Annotated in this window: 5 protein-coding genes and 1 pseudogene (1 of these 6 cut by a window edge); all 6 read right to left on the bottom strand. The window is 66.4% G+C overall.

The window, feature by feature from the left end; translation table 11 throughout:
* A pseudogene (locus F0Q45_RS03100) lies at nucleotides 1-401 on the bottom strand (ABC transporter permease); the annotation flags it as partial.
* Nucleotides 398-1,249, bottom strand: coding sequence for an antibiotic ABC transporter permease (locus F0Q45_RS03095; RefSeq protein ID WP_149652512.1), 852 nt, complete (start codon nucleotides 1,247-1,249; stop codon nucleotides 398-400). The pseudogene F0Q45_RS03100 and the gene F0Q45_RS03095, both read right to left, overlap by 4 nt.
* The gene (locus F0Q45_RS03090; protein WP_149652511.1) at nucleotides 1,246-2,253 is read right to left on the bottom strand and encodes an ATP-binding cassette domain-containing protein; all 1,008 of its coding nucleotides are present in this window, start codon (nucleotides 2,251-2,253) and stop codon (nucleotides 1,246-1,248) included. The genes F0Q45_RS03095 and F0Q45_RS03090 overlap by 4 nt, the downstream gene beginning before the upstream one ends.
* Before the next feature lie 9 nt (nucleotides 2,254-2,262).
* A complete protein-coding gene (locus F0Q45_RS03085) occupies nucleotides 2,263-6,714 on the bottom strand; it encodes a type I polyketide synthase (RefSeq protein ID WP_149652510.1) in 4,452 nt (1,483 codons plus the stop codon).
* Nucleotides 6,711-12,134 carry a type I polyketide synthase gene (locus tag F0Q45_RS03080; protein WP_149652509.1) on the bottom strand — a complete coding sequence of 1,808 codons (5,424 nt, stop codon included), beginning with the start codon at nucleotides 12,132-12,134 and terminating at the stop codon, nucleotides 6,711-6,713. Before F0Q45_RS03080 ends, F0Q45_RS03085 begins: the two co-directional genes overlap by 4 nt.
* On the bottom strand, nucleotides 12,131-16,709 hold the 3' portion of the coding sequence (locus tag F0Q45_RS03075; RefSeq protein WP_149652508.1) for a type I polyketide synthase. It continues 1,931 nt past the right edge of the window; 4,579 of the gene's 6,510 nt are visible here — the last part of the coding sequence; its start codon lies off the right edge, out of view; its stop codon occupies nucleotides 12,131-12,133. The genes F0Q45_RS03080 and F0Q45_RS03075 overlap by 4 nt, the downstream gene beginning before the upstream one ends.

Here is a 16,709-nt window from a genome sequence, read left to right as displayed (position 1 = left end):
ATCGCGTTCGCCAGGATTCGGGAGAGTACGCCGGATGCCCGGTGCACCGGCAGCACCCATAATCGCGCAAGTAGGCCGCTGGAACGCTCTCGCATCAGGTCGATAGCGACGTACGTTGACCCAGTGATTGCGGCGCCGAGCGCGATGAGCGGCACAATGCTGTATAGCGCGCCGTCGTGGGTTACGGCGTAGATCAAATTACCGAGCACGATGTCCAACACCAGCATGAACAAGATCGGTAACACGAGCGCCGCGATGACGGTGAGGAAGTCGCGCGCCCACCGACTGAGCAACCGCTTGGTCTGTAGCCAAGTATGCGAAATCAATAGCCGGACAGGGCTGCTCGGATGCTGCGGAGGCGCAGCGGTAAAGGTGACTTCTTGAAGTGTCATAGCGATCATGGCCGCCTGGACAAGACGAAGATGGCTGAGGGCACCAGGATTACCAAAAAACCGAACAGCCACGCCAACGTCGGCGCCATGACTGGCCAGGTCACCGGAATCACCGTCTTGGTGGTATCGCCGGCCAGCGCTCGCAGTGACATCACGAACTGGGAGATCGGTTGGTTGCGGACAAACGGATGGATCCAACGAGGAAACAGCTTCACGGGCATGAGACCGACGGAGAGCAGCCCGAAGATCAAAATTGGCAGGGTCAGCAGGGGCAGCATTGCGTCGGGATTCCTGCTAGCTGTGCCAGCTAGGTCAGCGGCGAATGACAACAACGCCCCGATCACCATCACCAATACCAAAAAACCGATGATATGCAAGGGACCGTGGTGGAACCGAAATCCGAACGCGTAGCCAGCGCCCAACGCTACCGCCAAACCAATAGCGCAGCGGTACAAGGCCACTGACACGCGGGCCAGCACCGGCGTCAACGGAGCGATCGGCATATAGGCGAACCGCCGATTGATCCCTAGCTGGGAGTCAACTGCCGCTCGAAAGGCCGACCCGATGGCCGCGAACGCGACGGCCTGCAGCGTGACCAAGGGCGTGATGTACTGCCCGAGGCTGCTGGCCACACCTGAGCTGCTGCCACCGACGAAGTGGTTCCACGGTATCGAGAACGGTATGTAGAAGCCCACCATGAAAACCACCGGCGCGCCCACCGTGGTGAGTACCTCACCGTTGCGCTGGCCCACCATGAAGCGCATCACGAGCACCCACCACTGCCGTAGCGTCGACAGGTGTGGCTGTGGTCCTTTGAAGATCGCGGTCCGGGCCGCAGCTAGGGCTGGGGCGCTCATCGCAATGCCCCCGAAGCCAGGTCTAGGTGGCTCAGCGAGTGGGCCTCGCTGGGATCGGTGGTCATGGAAAGGAATACGTCATCAAGCGATGGCCGGCGTAGCGCGATATCGGCGAGCTGAATACTCGCCTCGTCGAGCCGACGCGCGGCCTCAATGAGCGTGCGGGTGCCGTCTGGCGCCGGCAGTGTGATCCGGTCTGATTCCGGGGTCAGACTGGCCCTGCTTTGCTCGGGCAACAGCGAACCGAGCGCCGCGACGACGGCGTCCAGATCTCTCACATTTCGCGGCACGATTTCGCAGAATGTGTCGCCAGCGCGGTGCTTGAGTTCATTTGCGGTGCCCTGCGCGATGATCCTGCCGTGATCGATCAGGATGATCCGGTCGCTGAGTGCATCGGCCTCTTCGAGATACTGCGTGGTCAACAACGTCGCGATGCCGACCTTCTTGAAGCTGGCGACGAGTTCCCAAATAGCTTGCCGGCTCCTCGGATCCAGCCCCGTGGTGGGCTCGTCCAAGAACGCCACCTGGGGCGCAACCACCAATCCGCACGCAATGTCGATCCGTCGGCGCATCCCGCCGGAGTACGTGCTCACCGCCCGCTTTGCGGCCTGCACGAGGCCAAATTGCTCGAGGAGTTCTTGCGCTCGAGCGCGTGCCGCGGATTTACTTAGCCCGCACAGACGACCGAACAACATCAGGTTCTGCTCGCCGGACAGCGCGTCGTCGACGGCCACCTGCTGTCCGGTGACCATGATCGAGCGGCGCACACCGGCTGGCTCGGTAGCGACGTCGTAGCCCGCGACGGTCGCCGAGCCTCGATCCGGCCGGGTCAGGGTCGACAAGATGTCCACCATGGTCGTCTTGCCTGCCCCGTTCGGGCCCAGCAGACCAATCACTTCGCCGCGGCCCACCTCGAAACTGACGTCTTCCAGGGCCACTATCTTGCCCTTGCCGTAGGTCTTGCGAACCCCTCGAACCGTCACCGCTAAGTCGTTGTTCCGCATCAAATCCTCCTAGCTCACATCTAGGCTGGACAGGTCCACCAGAGCGCCTGCTTCTGGCTCGCCGACCGTTTCGCTGGCGTCTGGCTCGGCCGCAATGGCCTCTTGGATCAGCTCGCTCAGCGCGAGCGGGAAGGTCCGCGCCAGCTTGTCTGCGGTTGCCGCGGGTATGCGGCGGGTGTCGTACCACCAGTCGAGATGCAGTGCGCCGCCGGACCGATACGCCCGGAGTTCGATAGCGTGGCCGAGACCGGGGATCGTCTCGCGCACCGGCATCGTCATGTCGGGGTCAAATTGTGCTGGAGTATCGACGGACGGTACGTCCGGAATCACGCCCGCGTAGCGGAAGTGGATGTCGGGTGCGGGTTGGGCACCCAGCAGGTGTCCGGTGGGTGCGTAAAGATACCGCAGTAGCCCATATCCAATTCCGTAGTGCGGAACGGACTTAAGAGTGTTGTGAACGGTGTCGAGTTGCTGGAGCGCCGCCGCGCCCTGGCCGTTGGTGCATGCCAGCGCAACCGGGTAGTACGTGGTGAACCAGCCGACTGTTCTATGCAGGTCGACGTCCGGCCGCAGCACCGAGCGTCCCTCGCCCTCGAGCTCCACGGCGACCACGCCCTCACCTACGGTTTGGGCGATTGTCCGGCCGAGGGCGGCTAGCAGGATCTCTTGAATCGACCGCCGGAACCTGCGTCGGGCGTCATCGAGCTCAGATGTCTGCTCGCCGCTCAGCAGGCATGACGACTTGGCCAGATCATCGGCCCGCGGCGGCTGCAGGAGCTCCGCGTTCGGGCCGGAATCAGTCAACCAGGTGGTGACCTGGGTGGCATTCTCGATCCAGAAGGAGCGCGTGCCGACAGCCGCCGGATGCGTCGCGAGGGCCGCGCAGCGCAGCGACCACTCCCGCCACCCGGTAGTGACCGGTTCCAGCGTGATCGTGTCGCCTGCCAGCCGCTGCCCGAACGCTGTGATGATATCTGTCCCGAGGATTTGGCGGGATGCGTCGTCTGCGACCAGCTTTTGCAGGCCCAGACCCAGGTAGTGGCGCCCGCCGTGAGCGCCAGTGATGTGCACGGCAGTCAGTGGCGCGTCCGAGAACTCTTGGTTGGCAATCAGTTCGGCCACGATATCGGTCACCGCGGCCCGCTCCTCAGGGCTTCCGGCGGCGAGGTTATCGGGCAGTGACCGGGTCGCGAGCGCGCTGAATTCACCAGCCGGTGCGATGTGCTGTTCCCACATTCCGGAGCGATCGATGAGGCGCAGGCGCAACGCGTCGTGGTGCCCGACCACCGCGGTGAGTACTGCTCGAATGTCCTCCGTAGTGACTTTGGGGTCCAGGACCAGGAGCAGCGGGACGCGCCAGCGCCTGGTGTCGCGCATCCCGCGGTCCAGTAGGTAAGCGATGTTCGGCAGAATTGGTGGATTCACCTCAGCTGAGGGGGGTTTCGCCAAACCACTTGCCGCGAACGAGGCGTCGACGGCGGCTGTCAGCGCGGCCAAGGTTGGGTACTCGTAGAGGTCCTGCGGCGTGATGGTGAGGCCTTGGTTGGCGGCGCTCATCGCGATGCTGATCGCCATCAAGGAGTCGCCGCCCATGTCGAAGAAGTTGGCGTTTCGATCGATGGAGCTCACACCCATACACTGCTGCCAGATGCCTCGCAAGGTGGTCTCGGTCTGCGACTCTCCATCACGCGGCGCATCGACGGCGGCAAGTTCCCCAGAGCCGGCCGAGGTGGGGACCGGTGAGCCGTTGTTCGCGGCGGGAACCGGCGACCAGACCGTGTGCTTGGGCTCAACCCAATGCCGTTGACGGGCAAACGGATAACCGGGCAGGGAAACCAGTTGCGGCGCAGCGCCACGCCGCGGCGTCCAGTCGACTTCGATTCCGGCTGACCAAAGTTCACCCAGTGCGCGCAGGAAGGTATCGCGGTCATCGGCGTTCTGAATTGGGTGGCGCATAAGCCGAACCGCACGGTGGGCGTCAGACCACTTCGGGTGGCGGATCGCCGAACCGGTCAGGCTGCCGCCGGGACCGACCTCGATGAGGATTCGACCCGGATCTGATAGCACCACGTCCAATTCGTCGGCGAACCTGATCGTTGAGCTGATTTGACGCGTCCAGCTGGCCGGGTCGGTTACCTGCTGCTCGGTCATCCATGTTCCGGTGAGGTTGCTCAGCAACGGTGTGCTCGGAGGGCGCAGCTGCTGTCGGGACAGGAAGTCCTGGAATTCCGGCAACATCGGATCCATTGCGCTGGTGTGGAAGGCGTGGGTGGCGCGCACCCGCCGTACCGGTATCCCGGCCTCGTCCAGGAGCTGGCCGAACGCGCGAATCTGGTCCTTGGGTCCGGCGACCACGCAGTTGCCGGGATCGTTGACCGCGGACACCTCGACGCCTGGCGAGAGATACTGCGCGACGTCCTCGGGGCCCACTGCGACTGCGACCATGGCGCCCGCGGGCGACTCATGCATTAGGCGGGCCCGCAACGACACTGTCTTGATCGCTGTCTGCAGGTCGAACACTCCGGCCAGGGTGGCCGCAATGTATTCACCGGTGCTGTAACCGAGGTACGCCCCGGCGCGCACACCGTAGCTGTCGACCAACTTCGCCAGCGCGTATTCCACGGTGAACAGCGCCGGTTGCGAACGGTCAATCCGCTCTAGATCGGTTGCGGTGCCACCGAATATCTCGGCGTGCAGGTCGATACCCATCTCGTCGCGGAATCCCGCCGCGCAGGTGTCGAAGTGTTCGGCGAAAACCGGCTCGGTGTCGTAGAGACCTTTCGCCATTCCGACGTGCTGGGCACCCTGCCCGGGAAAGAGGAATACGACGCGGTCTACGACCAATCCGGCGTTTTCGGCGCTGCCGGCGGATTCGCCGACAAAGACGTTGTCGTGTTCGGCTGCCCGCAGCACCTTGACGGCATGCTCGCGGTCGTGCACGACCGCGGCCATGGTGACGTTGTGCTTGCGGCGCCGGGTAAGCGTGTAGGCGGCGTCAGCTAGGTCCGGCCCATCTGATCTTTCCAGCACGCTGGCCAGAGCGGCGCGCGATTCCCCAAGCGCCGCAGCCGTTTTGGACGATAACAGCAGCACTTGCGGGCCGGCCGGCGCAGGGTGAGCAGGAGCGGCTGGGGCTTGTGCTGGGGCCTGCTCTAAGACGACGTGCGCGTTGGTGCCGCCTACCCCGAACGAGCTCACCCCGGCCCGCAGCACACCGTCGGACTCCCATGGGCCGTACTTGCTTTGCACGACGAAGGGGCCCTGGTCCAGCCGCAGTTCCGGGTTCGGGCTGGTGTAGTGCAGCGTTGCGGGAATCGCTTGGTTCTTCAGGCACAGAATGGTCTTGATCAGACCGGCGATTCCGGCGGCGACTTCCAGGTGGCCGATATTGGACTTGACCGACCCCAAGATGCATGGGCCCGGCCGGGGCGTCTGCGATACCTCGAATGCCGTTCGAAGCCCTTGGATTTCGATGGGATCACCGAGCGGGGTGCCGGTGCCGTGGCACTCGACATAGCTGATGGTCGAGGGATCGACGCCGGCCACCGCATGGGCTTCGGCGATGACGTCGGCTTGGGCGGCCGGATTAGGCGCTGCGTAACCCATCTTCGCCGATCCGTCGTTGTTGATCGCCGATCCGCGGATGACGGCGTGAATGCGGTCGCCGGCGTCGATAGCGGCCTGCAACGGTCGCAGGGCTACCATCGCGACACCGCTGCCGAAGACCGTGCCGTCGGCCCGCACGTCGAAGGGCCGGCAGTGACCGACTGCCGACACCATCGATCCCGGCGAGTTCCAGTAGCCGACACGGTGCGGGATGCACAGCGACGACCCGCCGGCCAGGGCCAGGTCGCATTCGCCGGACAGCAGGCTCAGGCAGGCCAGGTGAACAGCGACCAGCGACGAGGAGCACGCCGTTTGCACCGCGATGCTCGGGCCGCGCAGGTCAAACGCATGCGATATCCGGGTGGCCAGGAAATCCTTGTCGTTCTGCAGGAACAGGCTGAACTGGTCGAAGTTGAGTCCCTCGGCCAGCACGGCGTTCGGGTCGCGATGCGACAGCAGGTTGTGCAGCAGGTAGCCGCTGGGTGAGCTGGTTCCGTACACGCCGATCGAGCCGTCGAACTGGGCGGGGTCGCAGGCCGCGTCCTCGAGCGCATGCCAGGCGCACTGTAGGAACAGCCGGTGCTGTGGGTCGAGGACCTGCGCCGCCAGCGGCGGCAGGCCAAAGAAGTCGGCGTCGAACTCGTCGATGCCGTCGAGTAGCGGTGCACGACGCACATACGCCGGATCGGCCAGGGTCTTGTCGCTGACCCCGGAATTGCGCAGCTCCTGCTCGGATAGGGTGACGATCGACTCTTTGCCGCGCCGAAGATTGCTCCAGAACGCCGCAACGTCGTTGGCGCCAGGGAATTTTCCGGCCATGCCGACGACGGCGATCGCGTTGTCGGGGATGCTCACAGCTGTTGTCCTCGTTTCCGCCGCATCGCGGCTCCCTGTCGCGCCGCAGCGCGCTGCTGCGCGCGGTCGCGCACCGTGGCCATGCTTTTCAGGTTTTCCAGCGCCGGATCGGGTCCCGAGAGCCCGAGCTGGCGCGTTAGGTCGGCAGTCAGGTCTTGCAGGGACGCGCCCTGCAATATCAGTGCCACCGGCGGCTCCACGCCGAAGTCCGCCCGTGCGCCGTTGCGGATGCGCACCGCCATCAGGGAGTCCAGTCCCAGTTCGGTCAGCGGCCGGGCGGGATCGACAGCCGATCGGTCAGCGTAGCCCATCACGGCCGCGATGCGCGCGCACATCCGCTCAGTGACTACCCGCTGGGCTTCCGTCGGGTCGAGGTCGGCCAGCGAATCGGGCCCGCCCCAGTCGCCGAGGTCGCCCGAGAAGTCCAGCTCCTCGACCACCCGGGTGAAATAGCTGATGCCGCGGATCTCCGGGAACGCAACCAGAGCCCGATCGGCGCGTAGCCGGGCAACGCCGGTGCGTGGCCGGTCGGCCGCCAGCAGCGCGTCGAGCGCCTCGATGCCTTCCGCTGGAGTGATGGTATCGAGGACGCTGCCCACCAAGGCCTGGGCGACGCCTACCTCCGACCATGGCCCCCAGTTGATCACCGCCGCTGGCAGGCCCGATGCCCGGCGCCAGGTGACCAACGCGTCCAACCACGCGCTGGCGCATGCGTAAGCTGCTTGCCCTGGAGAGCCCAAAAGCGAAGCAACGGAGGAGAATCCAAGCCACCAGTCAAGCTCACAGTTGGCGCTGGCATAGTGCATCCGCAGCGCTCCGGCCGCCTTGGGCGCCCACACCCGCTCCAGGTTGTCTCGGCTCATGGAGAACATCAGGCTGTCTTCGATGACGGCTGCGGCGTGCACCACGCCGCGTAGCTGACCGCCTGCTTGTCCGGCCGCCTCGATGAGACCTTCCGCGACGCCCGGCGCTGCCACGTCGCCGGGGATAACCACGACTTCGGCGCGGCTCTCCAACTGGGCTAGAACCTTGCGCTGCTCATCGTTGGGCTCGCTGCGGCCATTGAGGACCACCCGCCCGGCTCCGCGGTCGACCAGCCAGGTGGCCACCACCAAGCCGAGCCCGCCAAGACCACCGGTGACGACGTACGACGCTCCTGGACGCACCACCGGGTGGCGTTGTTGCGCATCGAGAGTGGCGCGTGACAGCCGTTCGACGAGCCTGCGGTCACCCCGCCACGCGATCACATCGTCATTGCCCGCGTCCTGCAGTTCGGCGGCCAGCGCGGCCAGCGGGTCTGGCGTGACATCAAGGTCGACCAGGGTGGCGCGCATGTCTGGATGCTCGAAGGCCAGGGCGCGCACCAGCCCCTTCAAGGAGGCCGTCGCGGGGGCGCCCGGCTCGTGTTCGTGAACAGAAAGTCCGCCGTCGGTGACTACCCACAACCGCGGCGATCGGCCATGCCAGGTGCCGACGACCGCACGAACGACGGTGGTGATGGACCACACCGTGGCGCGCGCGGCGACCAGCCCGTCGTCCAGTCCGGTTGAGGCGCTGGAGACGAAGACCACCACGCCAGCAGGGGGGTGCTCGGGGTCACCGGCCGTGTCGGCGAACGCGCCCAGCACCGCCGATTCGTCGTGCAGATCGGCGATGTGCACCCGCCGCATCGGCGAGCGCCACCGCTCGGCGAACTGCTCGGCCATTAACCGGGCTGAGCTGTCCACGGTCGCGTCGGCGAGTACCAGCCAACTGCCGGGTGCCGCGTCGGTACTGGGCTGGCTGGTGATCGGGTTCTCTATCCATTCGGCATCGAAGATTTTTTGCGTCAGCGGTAGTGGTACCGCGCGGCGTTCGACGCGTCGCAGGTAAATGCCGTCGACCTCAGCCGCTACCTGGCCGGTGTCGTCGATCAAGACGATCTTGCCCAGCTTGCCGGCACCACCGTCGAGGGTCGTTAGGTGCGCACGGCACCGGGCGTGCCGGCCGATGTCGCGGTACAGCCGAATCGTCTCAAACGAGACCGGCAGGTAGCTGGCTTCGGCTGACCCCGCCACGTCAGCGTCGGGTATGGCGGCCCCGACGCTTTGCAGTGCCGCGTCCAGCACGGCCGGGTGCAGCCGGTATCCGGGATGCCGCGGAGCCTCGTCGGGCAGCGTTATCTCGGTTTCCGCCGAGCCGTCGGGCAGCCGCGCTATGCGGGTCAATGCCGCAAAGGCCGGACCGTGGTGTTGGCCGGTCTGGCGCAGCAGGGCGTAGAAATCGGCCGGCGACACGGTCACCGGGTTGGATGTGCCGGGTGCCTGCTGGTAGGTCCGCGCAACATCACGCGCTGCTTGTCCGACCCTGGCCGTGGCGTGCCGACGGAACTCGCCATTGGGGCAGCGGGAATAGACCTCGACGCGAATGTTGGCGTCCCCGTTGCGAATCAACTGTGTCGTTAGTTGGGTGTGGCCGTCCAGGGGAAGCATCTGCTCCACCTCGAACTGGTTGATCACGACGGCGTCAGCGGCGATGGCGAGCGCTTCGCTCGCGGCCGCCAAGACGATCTCGGCAAACCCCGCTGCCGGCATAATCGGTTGGCCGAATACTTTGTGGTCGCCCAGCCAGGGGGATACGTCGGTGCCGACGTCGGCCCGCCAGACGTGGTTTCCGCCGCTGGGCATCTCGATGTGCGCGCCCAGCAGCGGGTGGGTGGCGGCCAGCTCGGAGTGGGCCGAACGATCCGCGACCCAGAATCGGTCGTGCTGCCATGGTGTGGACGGCAGGTCCACGAGGCGACCGTCGGCGCCGTTCGAGGCGGCGGCCCCGACTTTGGCGAGTTGGCCGTGAAAGGACAGGATCTGGTCTTGGTCGCGGGTCATGGTCCCCGTGACGCTGTGTGTACCTGACGCGTCCACGCTGTCGGTGATCGCGTGCGTGAGCAAGGGATGCGGGCTGATCTCGACAAAGGCCTGATGCTGGGCACTGGCGGCGGCGACGGCCTGACGGAATCGCACCGGATTACGCAAGTTGGCCGACCAATAGTCGGCATCCAGCACCGGTCGGGAGTCCTCGAAGGTGGTGGTGAAGAACGGGATGTTGGGCGGCTGCGGGGCTATATCCGCCAGCGCGCTGCGTAATTCGGGCAGAATCGGGTCGATGATCGGGTGGTGCGAGGCCACGTCAACCTCGACGCGGCGCGCCAACCGGTTTTGTGCTGCCACCGCCGCAATCACCGCGTCGACCGCGTCCGGCGGCCCGGCGATCACCGACTGATGCGGCGATGCGTACACCGCCAACGACACCTGTGGATAGTCGGCGATCAGCGCCTCGGTGGCGTCGGCGTCCAGCTCGAGCAGCGCCATGGCCCCCTGGCCGGACAGGCGCGCCATCAGCCGCGACCGGGTGGCGATCACCCGCAAGCCCTGCTCGGGTGTCAACGCTGCGGCCACCACCGCGGCGGACACCTCACCCATCGAATGCCCGATCACCGCATCCGGTGTCACGCCGTAGGATCGCCACAATTCGGTCAGCGCCAACTGCATCCCGACCAGCACCGGCTGGATGCGGTCGATGCCCACCACCTCGTCACCGTCGAGCAGCGTCTGCTGTAGCGAAAAGCCAACCTGGGCAACGAATGTCGGCTCCAGCTCGGCAATCGCCTTGGCGAATGCCGGCTCGTCGGCCAGCAGCTGCCGGCCCATGCCGGCCCATTGCGCGCCCTGCCCCGAATAGACGAACACCCGGCCGGAGCCGCCTACCCGCTGATCACAATCCACCACCCCAACGCGCTGCTGTCCGGCCGCCAGCGCTCGCAACCCCGCGACCGCCTCCGCGCGATCACGCGCGACCACGGTGGCAAACTTGGCGTGCCGGGTCCGGTGCTGGCTCAGCGTGTGTGCCACGTCGGCGAGCGGCGCGCCCGCGCCCGGCCCCGCCAACCAGTCGGCCAGCGTCGCGGCCATGGCGGCCACCCGTTGCGGCGTCTTGCCCGACACCCTCAGGGCCGAAACATGCGGGGCCCCAACAGCTGCCGATGCGGGTGTGTCCGGGGCCTGCTCGATCACGATATGCGCATTGGTTCCGCTGAGGCCGAACGACGACACCGCTGCGCGCCGCGGACCCGTGGCCGCCGGCCACGGCCCGCTCTCGGTGGGCACGAACAGGCGCGTCGCCGACGCGTCGATGGCCGGGTTCCATCGAGTGAAGTGCAGATTGCGTGGAATCTCACCGTGCCGCACCGCCAGCACCGCCTTGATGAATCCCGCCACACCGGCCGCGGCCTCCAGATGGCCGATGTTGGTCTTGACCGATCCCAAAGCGCACGAGCCGGCGCCCTGGCTCTTATCCAGGCCGTAGGTGGCCGCCAGCGACTCGAACTCGATAGGGTCACCCAATATTGTTCCGGTGCCGTGTGTTTCGACATAGTTCACGCTGTCGGCGGTGACGTCGGCCAGTCGCAGGGCGGTGGTGATCACGTCGCGTTGCGCCAACGCATTCGGTGCGGTCATGCCGTTGGACCGACCGTCTTGGTTGGTTGCTGAACCGCGGACCACCGCCAGCACCCGATTCCCATCGCGTTGCGCGTCGGCCAAGCGTTTGAGCACCACCACCCCACAGCCCTCGCCGCGCACGAATCCGTCCGCCTTTGCGTCGAAGCTGTTGCAGCGCCCCGTCGGCGACAGCGCCGACCACTTGGACAACGCGATCGCGGTGAAGGGCGACAAGGTGAGCTGCACCCCGCCGGCCAATGCCACGTCGGTCTCGCGCAGCCGTAGGCTCTGACACGCCAGGTGGATCGCCACCAGCGACGACGAACATGCGGTGTCCACCGCGACGGCCGGACCACGCAGGCCTAACAGGTATGAGATCCGACCGACCGCCGCGCAGTGCGGGGTTCCGGTGCTCAGGTACGCGTCGATGTCGGCTCTGCGCTCGATGTTGACGATGGTGTAGTCCCACGACGACAGCCCCATCAGCACGCCGGTCCGGCTGCCGCTCAGGGAATCCGGTGGAATGCCGGCGTGCTCGAGTGCTTCCCAGGCCACTTCGAGCAGCATCCGGTGCTGCGGGTCCATTGCCACGGCTTCGCGCGGGGTGATGCCGAAGAAGTCGGCGTCAAATGCGTCCACGTCGGGAACGAAGCCGCCCCATTTCGTGGTCATCCGCCCTGATGCCGACGGGTCCGGGTCGTAAAACGTGTCGGCATCCCAGCGGTCCGGCGGCACCTCGCTGATGGTGTCCACGCCGTCCACCAGCAGCTGCCAAAAGCTCTTCGGGCCAGTGGCATTTCCCGGGAAGCGGCAACCGATGCCCACCACCGCTACCGGCTCGGCGATGTCGGTGGGGAAGGCTGTCCCGGCCCGGACCAGCTCGCGGGCCAGGGCTGCCCTCGCGTTCGGCGACAGTTGAGCTGCGCGCTCTGCCAGGCTGGTCATGACTCGCCTTTCGTGGCGGCTTCCAGCTCGCTGGCTTCGACCAGATCGGCGAGCAAATCCATCTCCTCGTCTGACAATTCGGCTTCCGCCTCGGATGTCGGCAGCGCAGCGGCCGGCGCGGCGTAGTCCATTCGCTCGCACAGGGCGCCGGCCAGGTCGGTGATTGTCGGGTAGGCCCAGACCAGCGCCACCGGCAACGTGATGCCCAGGCTCGACTCCAGCCGGTTTCGCAGTTCCAAGCCCATCAGCGAGTCGAGACCCAGCGTCTCCAGCGGCCGGTCGTGGTCGATGGGATCGCTGCTGCGCAGTACCCCGCGGATCTCGTCGGCGATGGCGGCTGCGAGGCGTCCTGGACGTTCGGCCGGGTCGAGTGCGTCCAGCTCTGCTCGAATCTTGCCCCCGCCGCTTCTCTGCACGGCGGCCGAGTCGTGCAGCTCGGCGAACAACGACGAACCCGCCACCGCGGGGAAGGATTGGAACCACTGCCGCGCGTCCAGGCTGAACACTCCGGTGCGGGCGCGATCGGCGGCCAGCACCGTCTGCATCGCGGCCAGGCCTTGCTCGGCGGTGATCATTGATACGCCGAGATCGGCGAAGAACTGGGCACGCCCGACTTCGGCCCACGGGCCCCAGTTGATGCCAACCGCGGGCAGCCCCAACGAACGGCGATGCGCGACCAGCCCGTCGACCCATGAGTTCGCCGCGGCGTAGGCGCCCTGGCCGGGCGTGCCGAGCAGCGCGGCGGCCGAGGAGAAAACCAGCCACCAATCCAGGTCCAGGTGAGCGGTGGCCTGATGCAGCCGCCAGCTGCCGGTGACCTTCGGGGCGAACACCCGACGGGCGGCGGCATCGGTCATGTTCAGCACGATCTCGTCGGCCAGCACCATGGCGCTGTGCAGCACACCGGCCAACCGGAATCCGGCGTTGTGGACCGCGTGCACCAGCTGCTCGGCCGTGCCGGGCTCGGCGATGTCGCCGGTGACCACCTCGATCCGGTGGCCCGCGGCGTTCAGCTCCGCGATGGCGGCCGCAACGTCGTCGCTGGGAGCTGAGCGTCCGTTCAGCACAATCAATCCCGCGTCTTGCGCGGCCAGCCAGCGCGCCACGACGAAACCCAGACCGCCCATGCCGCCGACGATGAGGTAGCCGCTGTCGCGGCTGACCAGCGGCTGCGGCGGGGGCGACGCGACCGCCTCGATGTTGCCGTTATCCGGGATGGCGATAACGATCTTGCCGGTGTGCTTACCCGAGGCCATCAACCGGAATGCGTCGGCCGCGTCGAGCAGGCCGAACTCGGTGACCGGCAGGACCTCAAGCTTGCCCTCCGCAACATGCCCCAGGATGTGTTGCAGCAGTTGGCGGTACTTCGCCGGCTGCAGCTTCAGGTTCAGGTCGAGGTCGACCACGGCGAACGACGCGCTTTTCGCCAGCGCCGCCAAACCCAGGTTGGCATCGGCGTAGACGTCTTTCTTGCCCAGTTCGATAAACCGCCCGCCGGGAGCCAGGATCTGCACGCCGCGCGCAATCGCTTCGCCCGCCAGCGAATTGAGGATGACGTCGACACCGTAGCCGTCGGTGAGCTCCAGGATTTCGTCGGCGAACTCGACGCTGCGCGAATCTCCGACGTACTCGACACCGAGCCCGGACAGCATCTCGCGTTTGGTATCCGAGCCGGCTGTGGTGTAGATGCGGGCCCCGCGCATCTTAGCGATCGACACCGCCGCCATCCCGACACCGCCAGTGGCGGAATGGATCAGCACGCGCTCGCCCGGGGCCAGCCGCCCCACCTCGCACAGCGAATGCCAGGCGGTGAGATAGGCGACCCCAAACGTGGCCGCCTCGTTGTCGGGCAGCTCGTCGGGAATGGGGACAACAAGATCGGCGATCGTCCCCAGGTGAGTTCCGAATGTGCCAGGCCCAAAAGCGATTACGCGCTGCCCGATCTCGACGGAGTCTACCTCGTCGCCGATGGCCGTTACATAGCCCACACACTCGCCACCGATCACCGGCGCGGCGCCGTCAAGTCCCGGATATACGCCCATCGCCTTGAGCACATCGCTGAAGTTGAGCCCCGCGGCGACGACGCGGACCTCGACCTGATCGGCGTGCGGTCGGAGTCGTTTCACCTCGTGGACACGTAGCGCGTCCAGCCGTCCCGGCTGATCGATCTGCAGCCGTACCGATCCCCCAGCAGGCCCCGTGCTATCGAGGTGCACGACGGTGCGGCGCGATTCGGTGGCGAGGTCGCCACTGGCCGTGGTGGGCGCGGGCACTAGCCGGTTGAGATAGCGTTGCCCGTCCCGGTAGGCGACCTCGTCGTGGTCGGAACCGGCGAGCAACTCCTCGGTCAGGTTGGCAAGCGAGCCGGTGCCATCCGGCTCGATGTCGACGAGCGTGGCTTTCAGCTCCGAGTGCTCGAACGTCAACACCCGTGCGATTCCCCGCAATTCGGTCTGTGCCAAGGTGACCGACTCGGACGGTTCGAGCTGCTGGGCGCCGCGGGTGACGATCCACAGCCGTGGGCTCTTCCGAGTACCCATCCGGGTCACGGTCTCGACGACACGGGCAAGCAGCAGCGTACGAGCCTGCGCCAACTCCAGTTGAGCCTCGTCCGGCAATGACTCGTCGCTCGCCCGGGGCGGACCGACGACCACGATTCCGTCCCAACTACTGTCGGCTCGGGTGATCACCGCGCGCAGCTGCGCATCGTCGTGGATAGGCGCCAGCTCGACGTCAGCCACGATTTCGGACAAGCGGTCACGCAGCGCGGGCAGCAGCGGGTCGCCGGCGAGATCGCCGATCAACAACAAGCCGCGTGGCGCATCGGCCGTTGTCTGCAGCGGCGCCGGCTCCCACTGCAGCGTGAACATACGATCACCGAGTTCTGTTGCGCCGGAACTGGATCCAAGCACGGCCATCTCGACTTCATCGACGACGAGGAGCGGTTGGCCATCCGGATCGGTCAGGACCACCGCGCCCACGAGCCGGCCATCGGTCGCGGCCAGCGAGCCAACCGCCCAGACGCCGCGGGTGATATCGCCGTACACGTGCACGCCCGCGTAACGCACTGGCACTACTATGGCCGAATTTGACGATGGGGTTTGGCGGGCAGTCTGCCCGCCCGCCAGGTCGGTCGCCATCCGGGTAGCACCCAATGTCTGCAACGCAATGTCCATCATCACCGGGTGCAGCAAGAAGTCGCGGGAGCCTGTTCTGGCCGACGACGGTAGCCGCACTTCGGCACTGGCCGCGCCGGATTGTGCGACGGCGAGCCCGACGATGCCTTGAAACGCCGGTCCGTGCTGTTGGCCGGCGCCGCGCAGTCGCTGATACAGCTCGTCGGGGTCGAGCTCGTCGGCCACATCGGGACGGGCCACCGCAGTTTGCGCATGGTCGCCCGCGCGGGCGACCGCGGCGGTGGCATGGGTAGTCCACCCGGACGAGCCATTGCGCGAGCGTATTTCGACGTGGCAGCGCTGCTCGCCGCCGGTGAGGGTGGTAACGAGAGTGGTGCCTTCGGTCACGTGCAACATCTGGTGCAGGTCGAGTTCGTCGATCATCCAGGGCTGCTCGACGCCGAAGGCGTCCGTTGCCGCGGCCAGGGCAATTTCGGCGTAGGCGGCGCCGGGCAGCACCACCAGATCGTCGATGACGTGATCGGACAGCCACAGTAGGTCTGGGGTGAGCTCGCTTTCCCAGATCCGGTTGCCGGTGGTGGGATCGGTGACACCTAGGCCAAGCAGCGGGTGAGTGTCTGCCCGCCGGTATGCGGCCGATGTGGTATCGACCCAGTGGCGGCTGTGCTGCCACGGGGTGGTTGGCAGGACGGGGTGTGGTTCGGGCGGGTGCGGGGTTTGCGGTGGACGGGCGGTGTGGGCGGTGTTGAGGTTGGTGTGAAAGGTGACAGTGTCGTCAGTGTCGCGTTGCAGCGTGCCGACGCTCAGATAGTTGCCCGCGTCGTAGCTGCTGTTGAGGGTGTCGCTGATGGAGTGCGTCAACAACGGGTGGGCGCTGATTTCGATGAAGGTATGGTGATCGGCTCCCGCGCGCGTAATGGCCTGCTGGAAGCGCACCGGGTTGCGCATGTTGGTCGCCCAGTGCGCGGCATCGAAGACAGGGCATGCGTCCAGGTCGGCGTAGGTGGTGGAGATGATCGGGATGGTGGGCGGCTGGGGGGTGAGATCGGCCAATTCCGAACGCATCTGAGGTTGCAACGCGTCCATGGCCGGATTGTGCGGAGCCACTTCGATGTTGACGCGGGCGGCAAAGCCGTCCTGTCGGCGCACGGTGGCGATGAGCTCGTCGATCTGTGCCGGTGGCCCGGAAATCACGGTTTGCCGCGGTGAGGCATAGACACCCAAGCTGACCTGCGGGTAGTCGGCGATGAGCGCTTCGGTCTCGGTGGCGTCCAGTTCCAGCAGCGCCATCGTGCCTTGCCCGGACAGTGAGGCCATCAGCCGCGCCCGGGTCGCGGTAACCCGCAACCCCTCAGCCGGTGTCAGCGCACCGGCCACCACGGCAGCGCCTACCTCACCCATCGAGTGGCCGATCACCGCATCGGGCTGCACCCCGTAG

The organism is Mycobacterium simiae, from assembly GCF_008370645.1.
GTDB classification, from domain to species: Bacteria; Actinomycetota; Actinomycetes; order Mycobacteriales; family Mycobacteriaceae; genus Mycobacterium; species Mycobacterium simiae_A.
Note: the sequence above shows the minus strand (reverse complement) of the source record. Positions and strands in the feature narration are given on the sequence as shown.

What these genes read in the sequence shown, in the direction of transcription:
- F0Q45_RS03090 (WP_149652511.1), bottom strand. Translation starts at nt 2,253, where the DNA reads ATGCGGAACAACGACTTAGCGGTGACGGTTCGAGGGGTTCGCAAGACC.
- F0Q45_RS03095 (WP_149652512.1), bottom strand. Translation starts at nt 1,249, where the DNA reads ATGAGCGCCCCAGCCCTAGCTGCGGCCCGGACCGCGATCTTCAAAGGA.
- F0Q45_RS03080 (WP_149652509.1), bottom strand. Translation starts at nt 12,134, where the DNA reads ATGACCAGCCTGGCAGAGCGCGCAGCTCAACTGTCGCCGAACGCGAGG.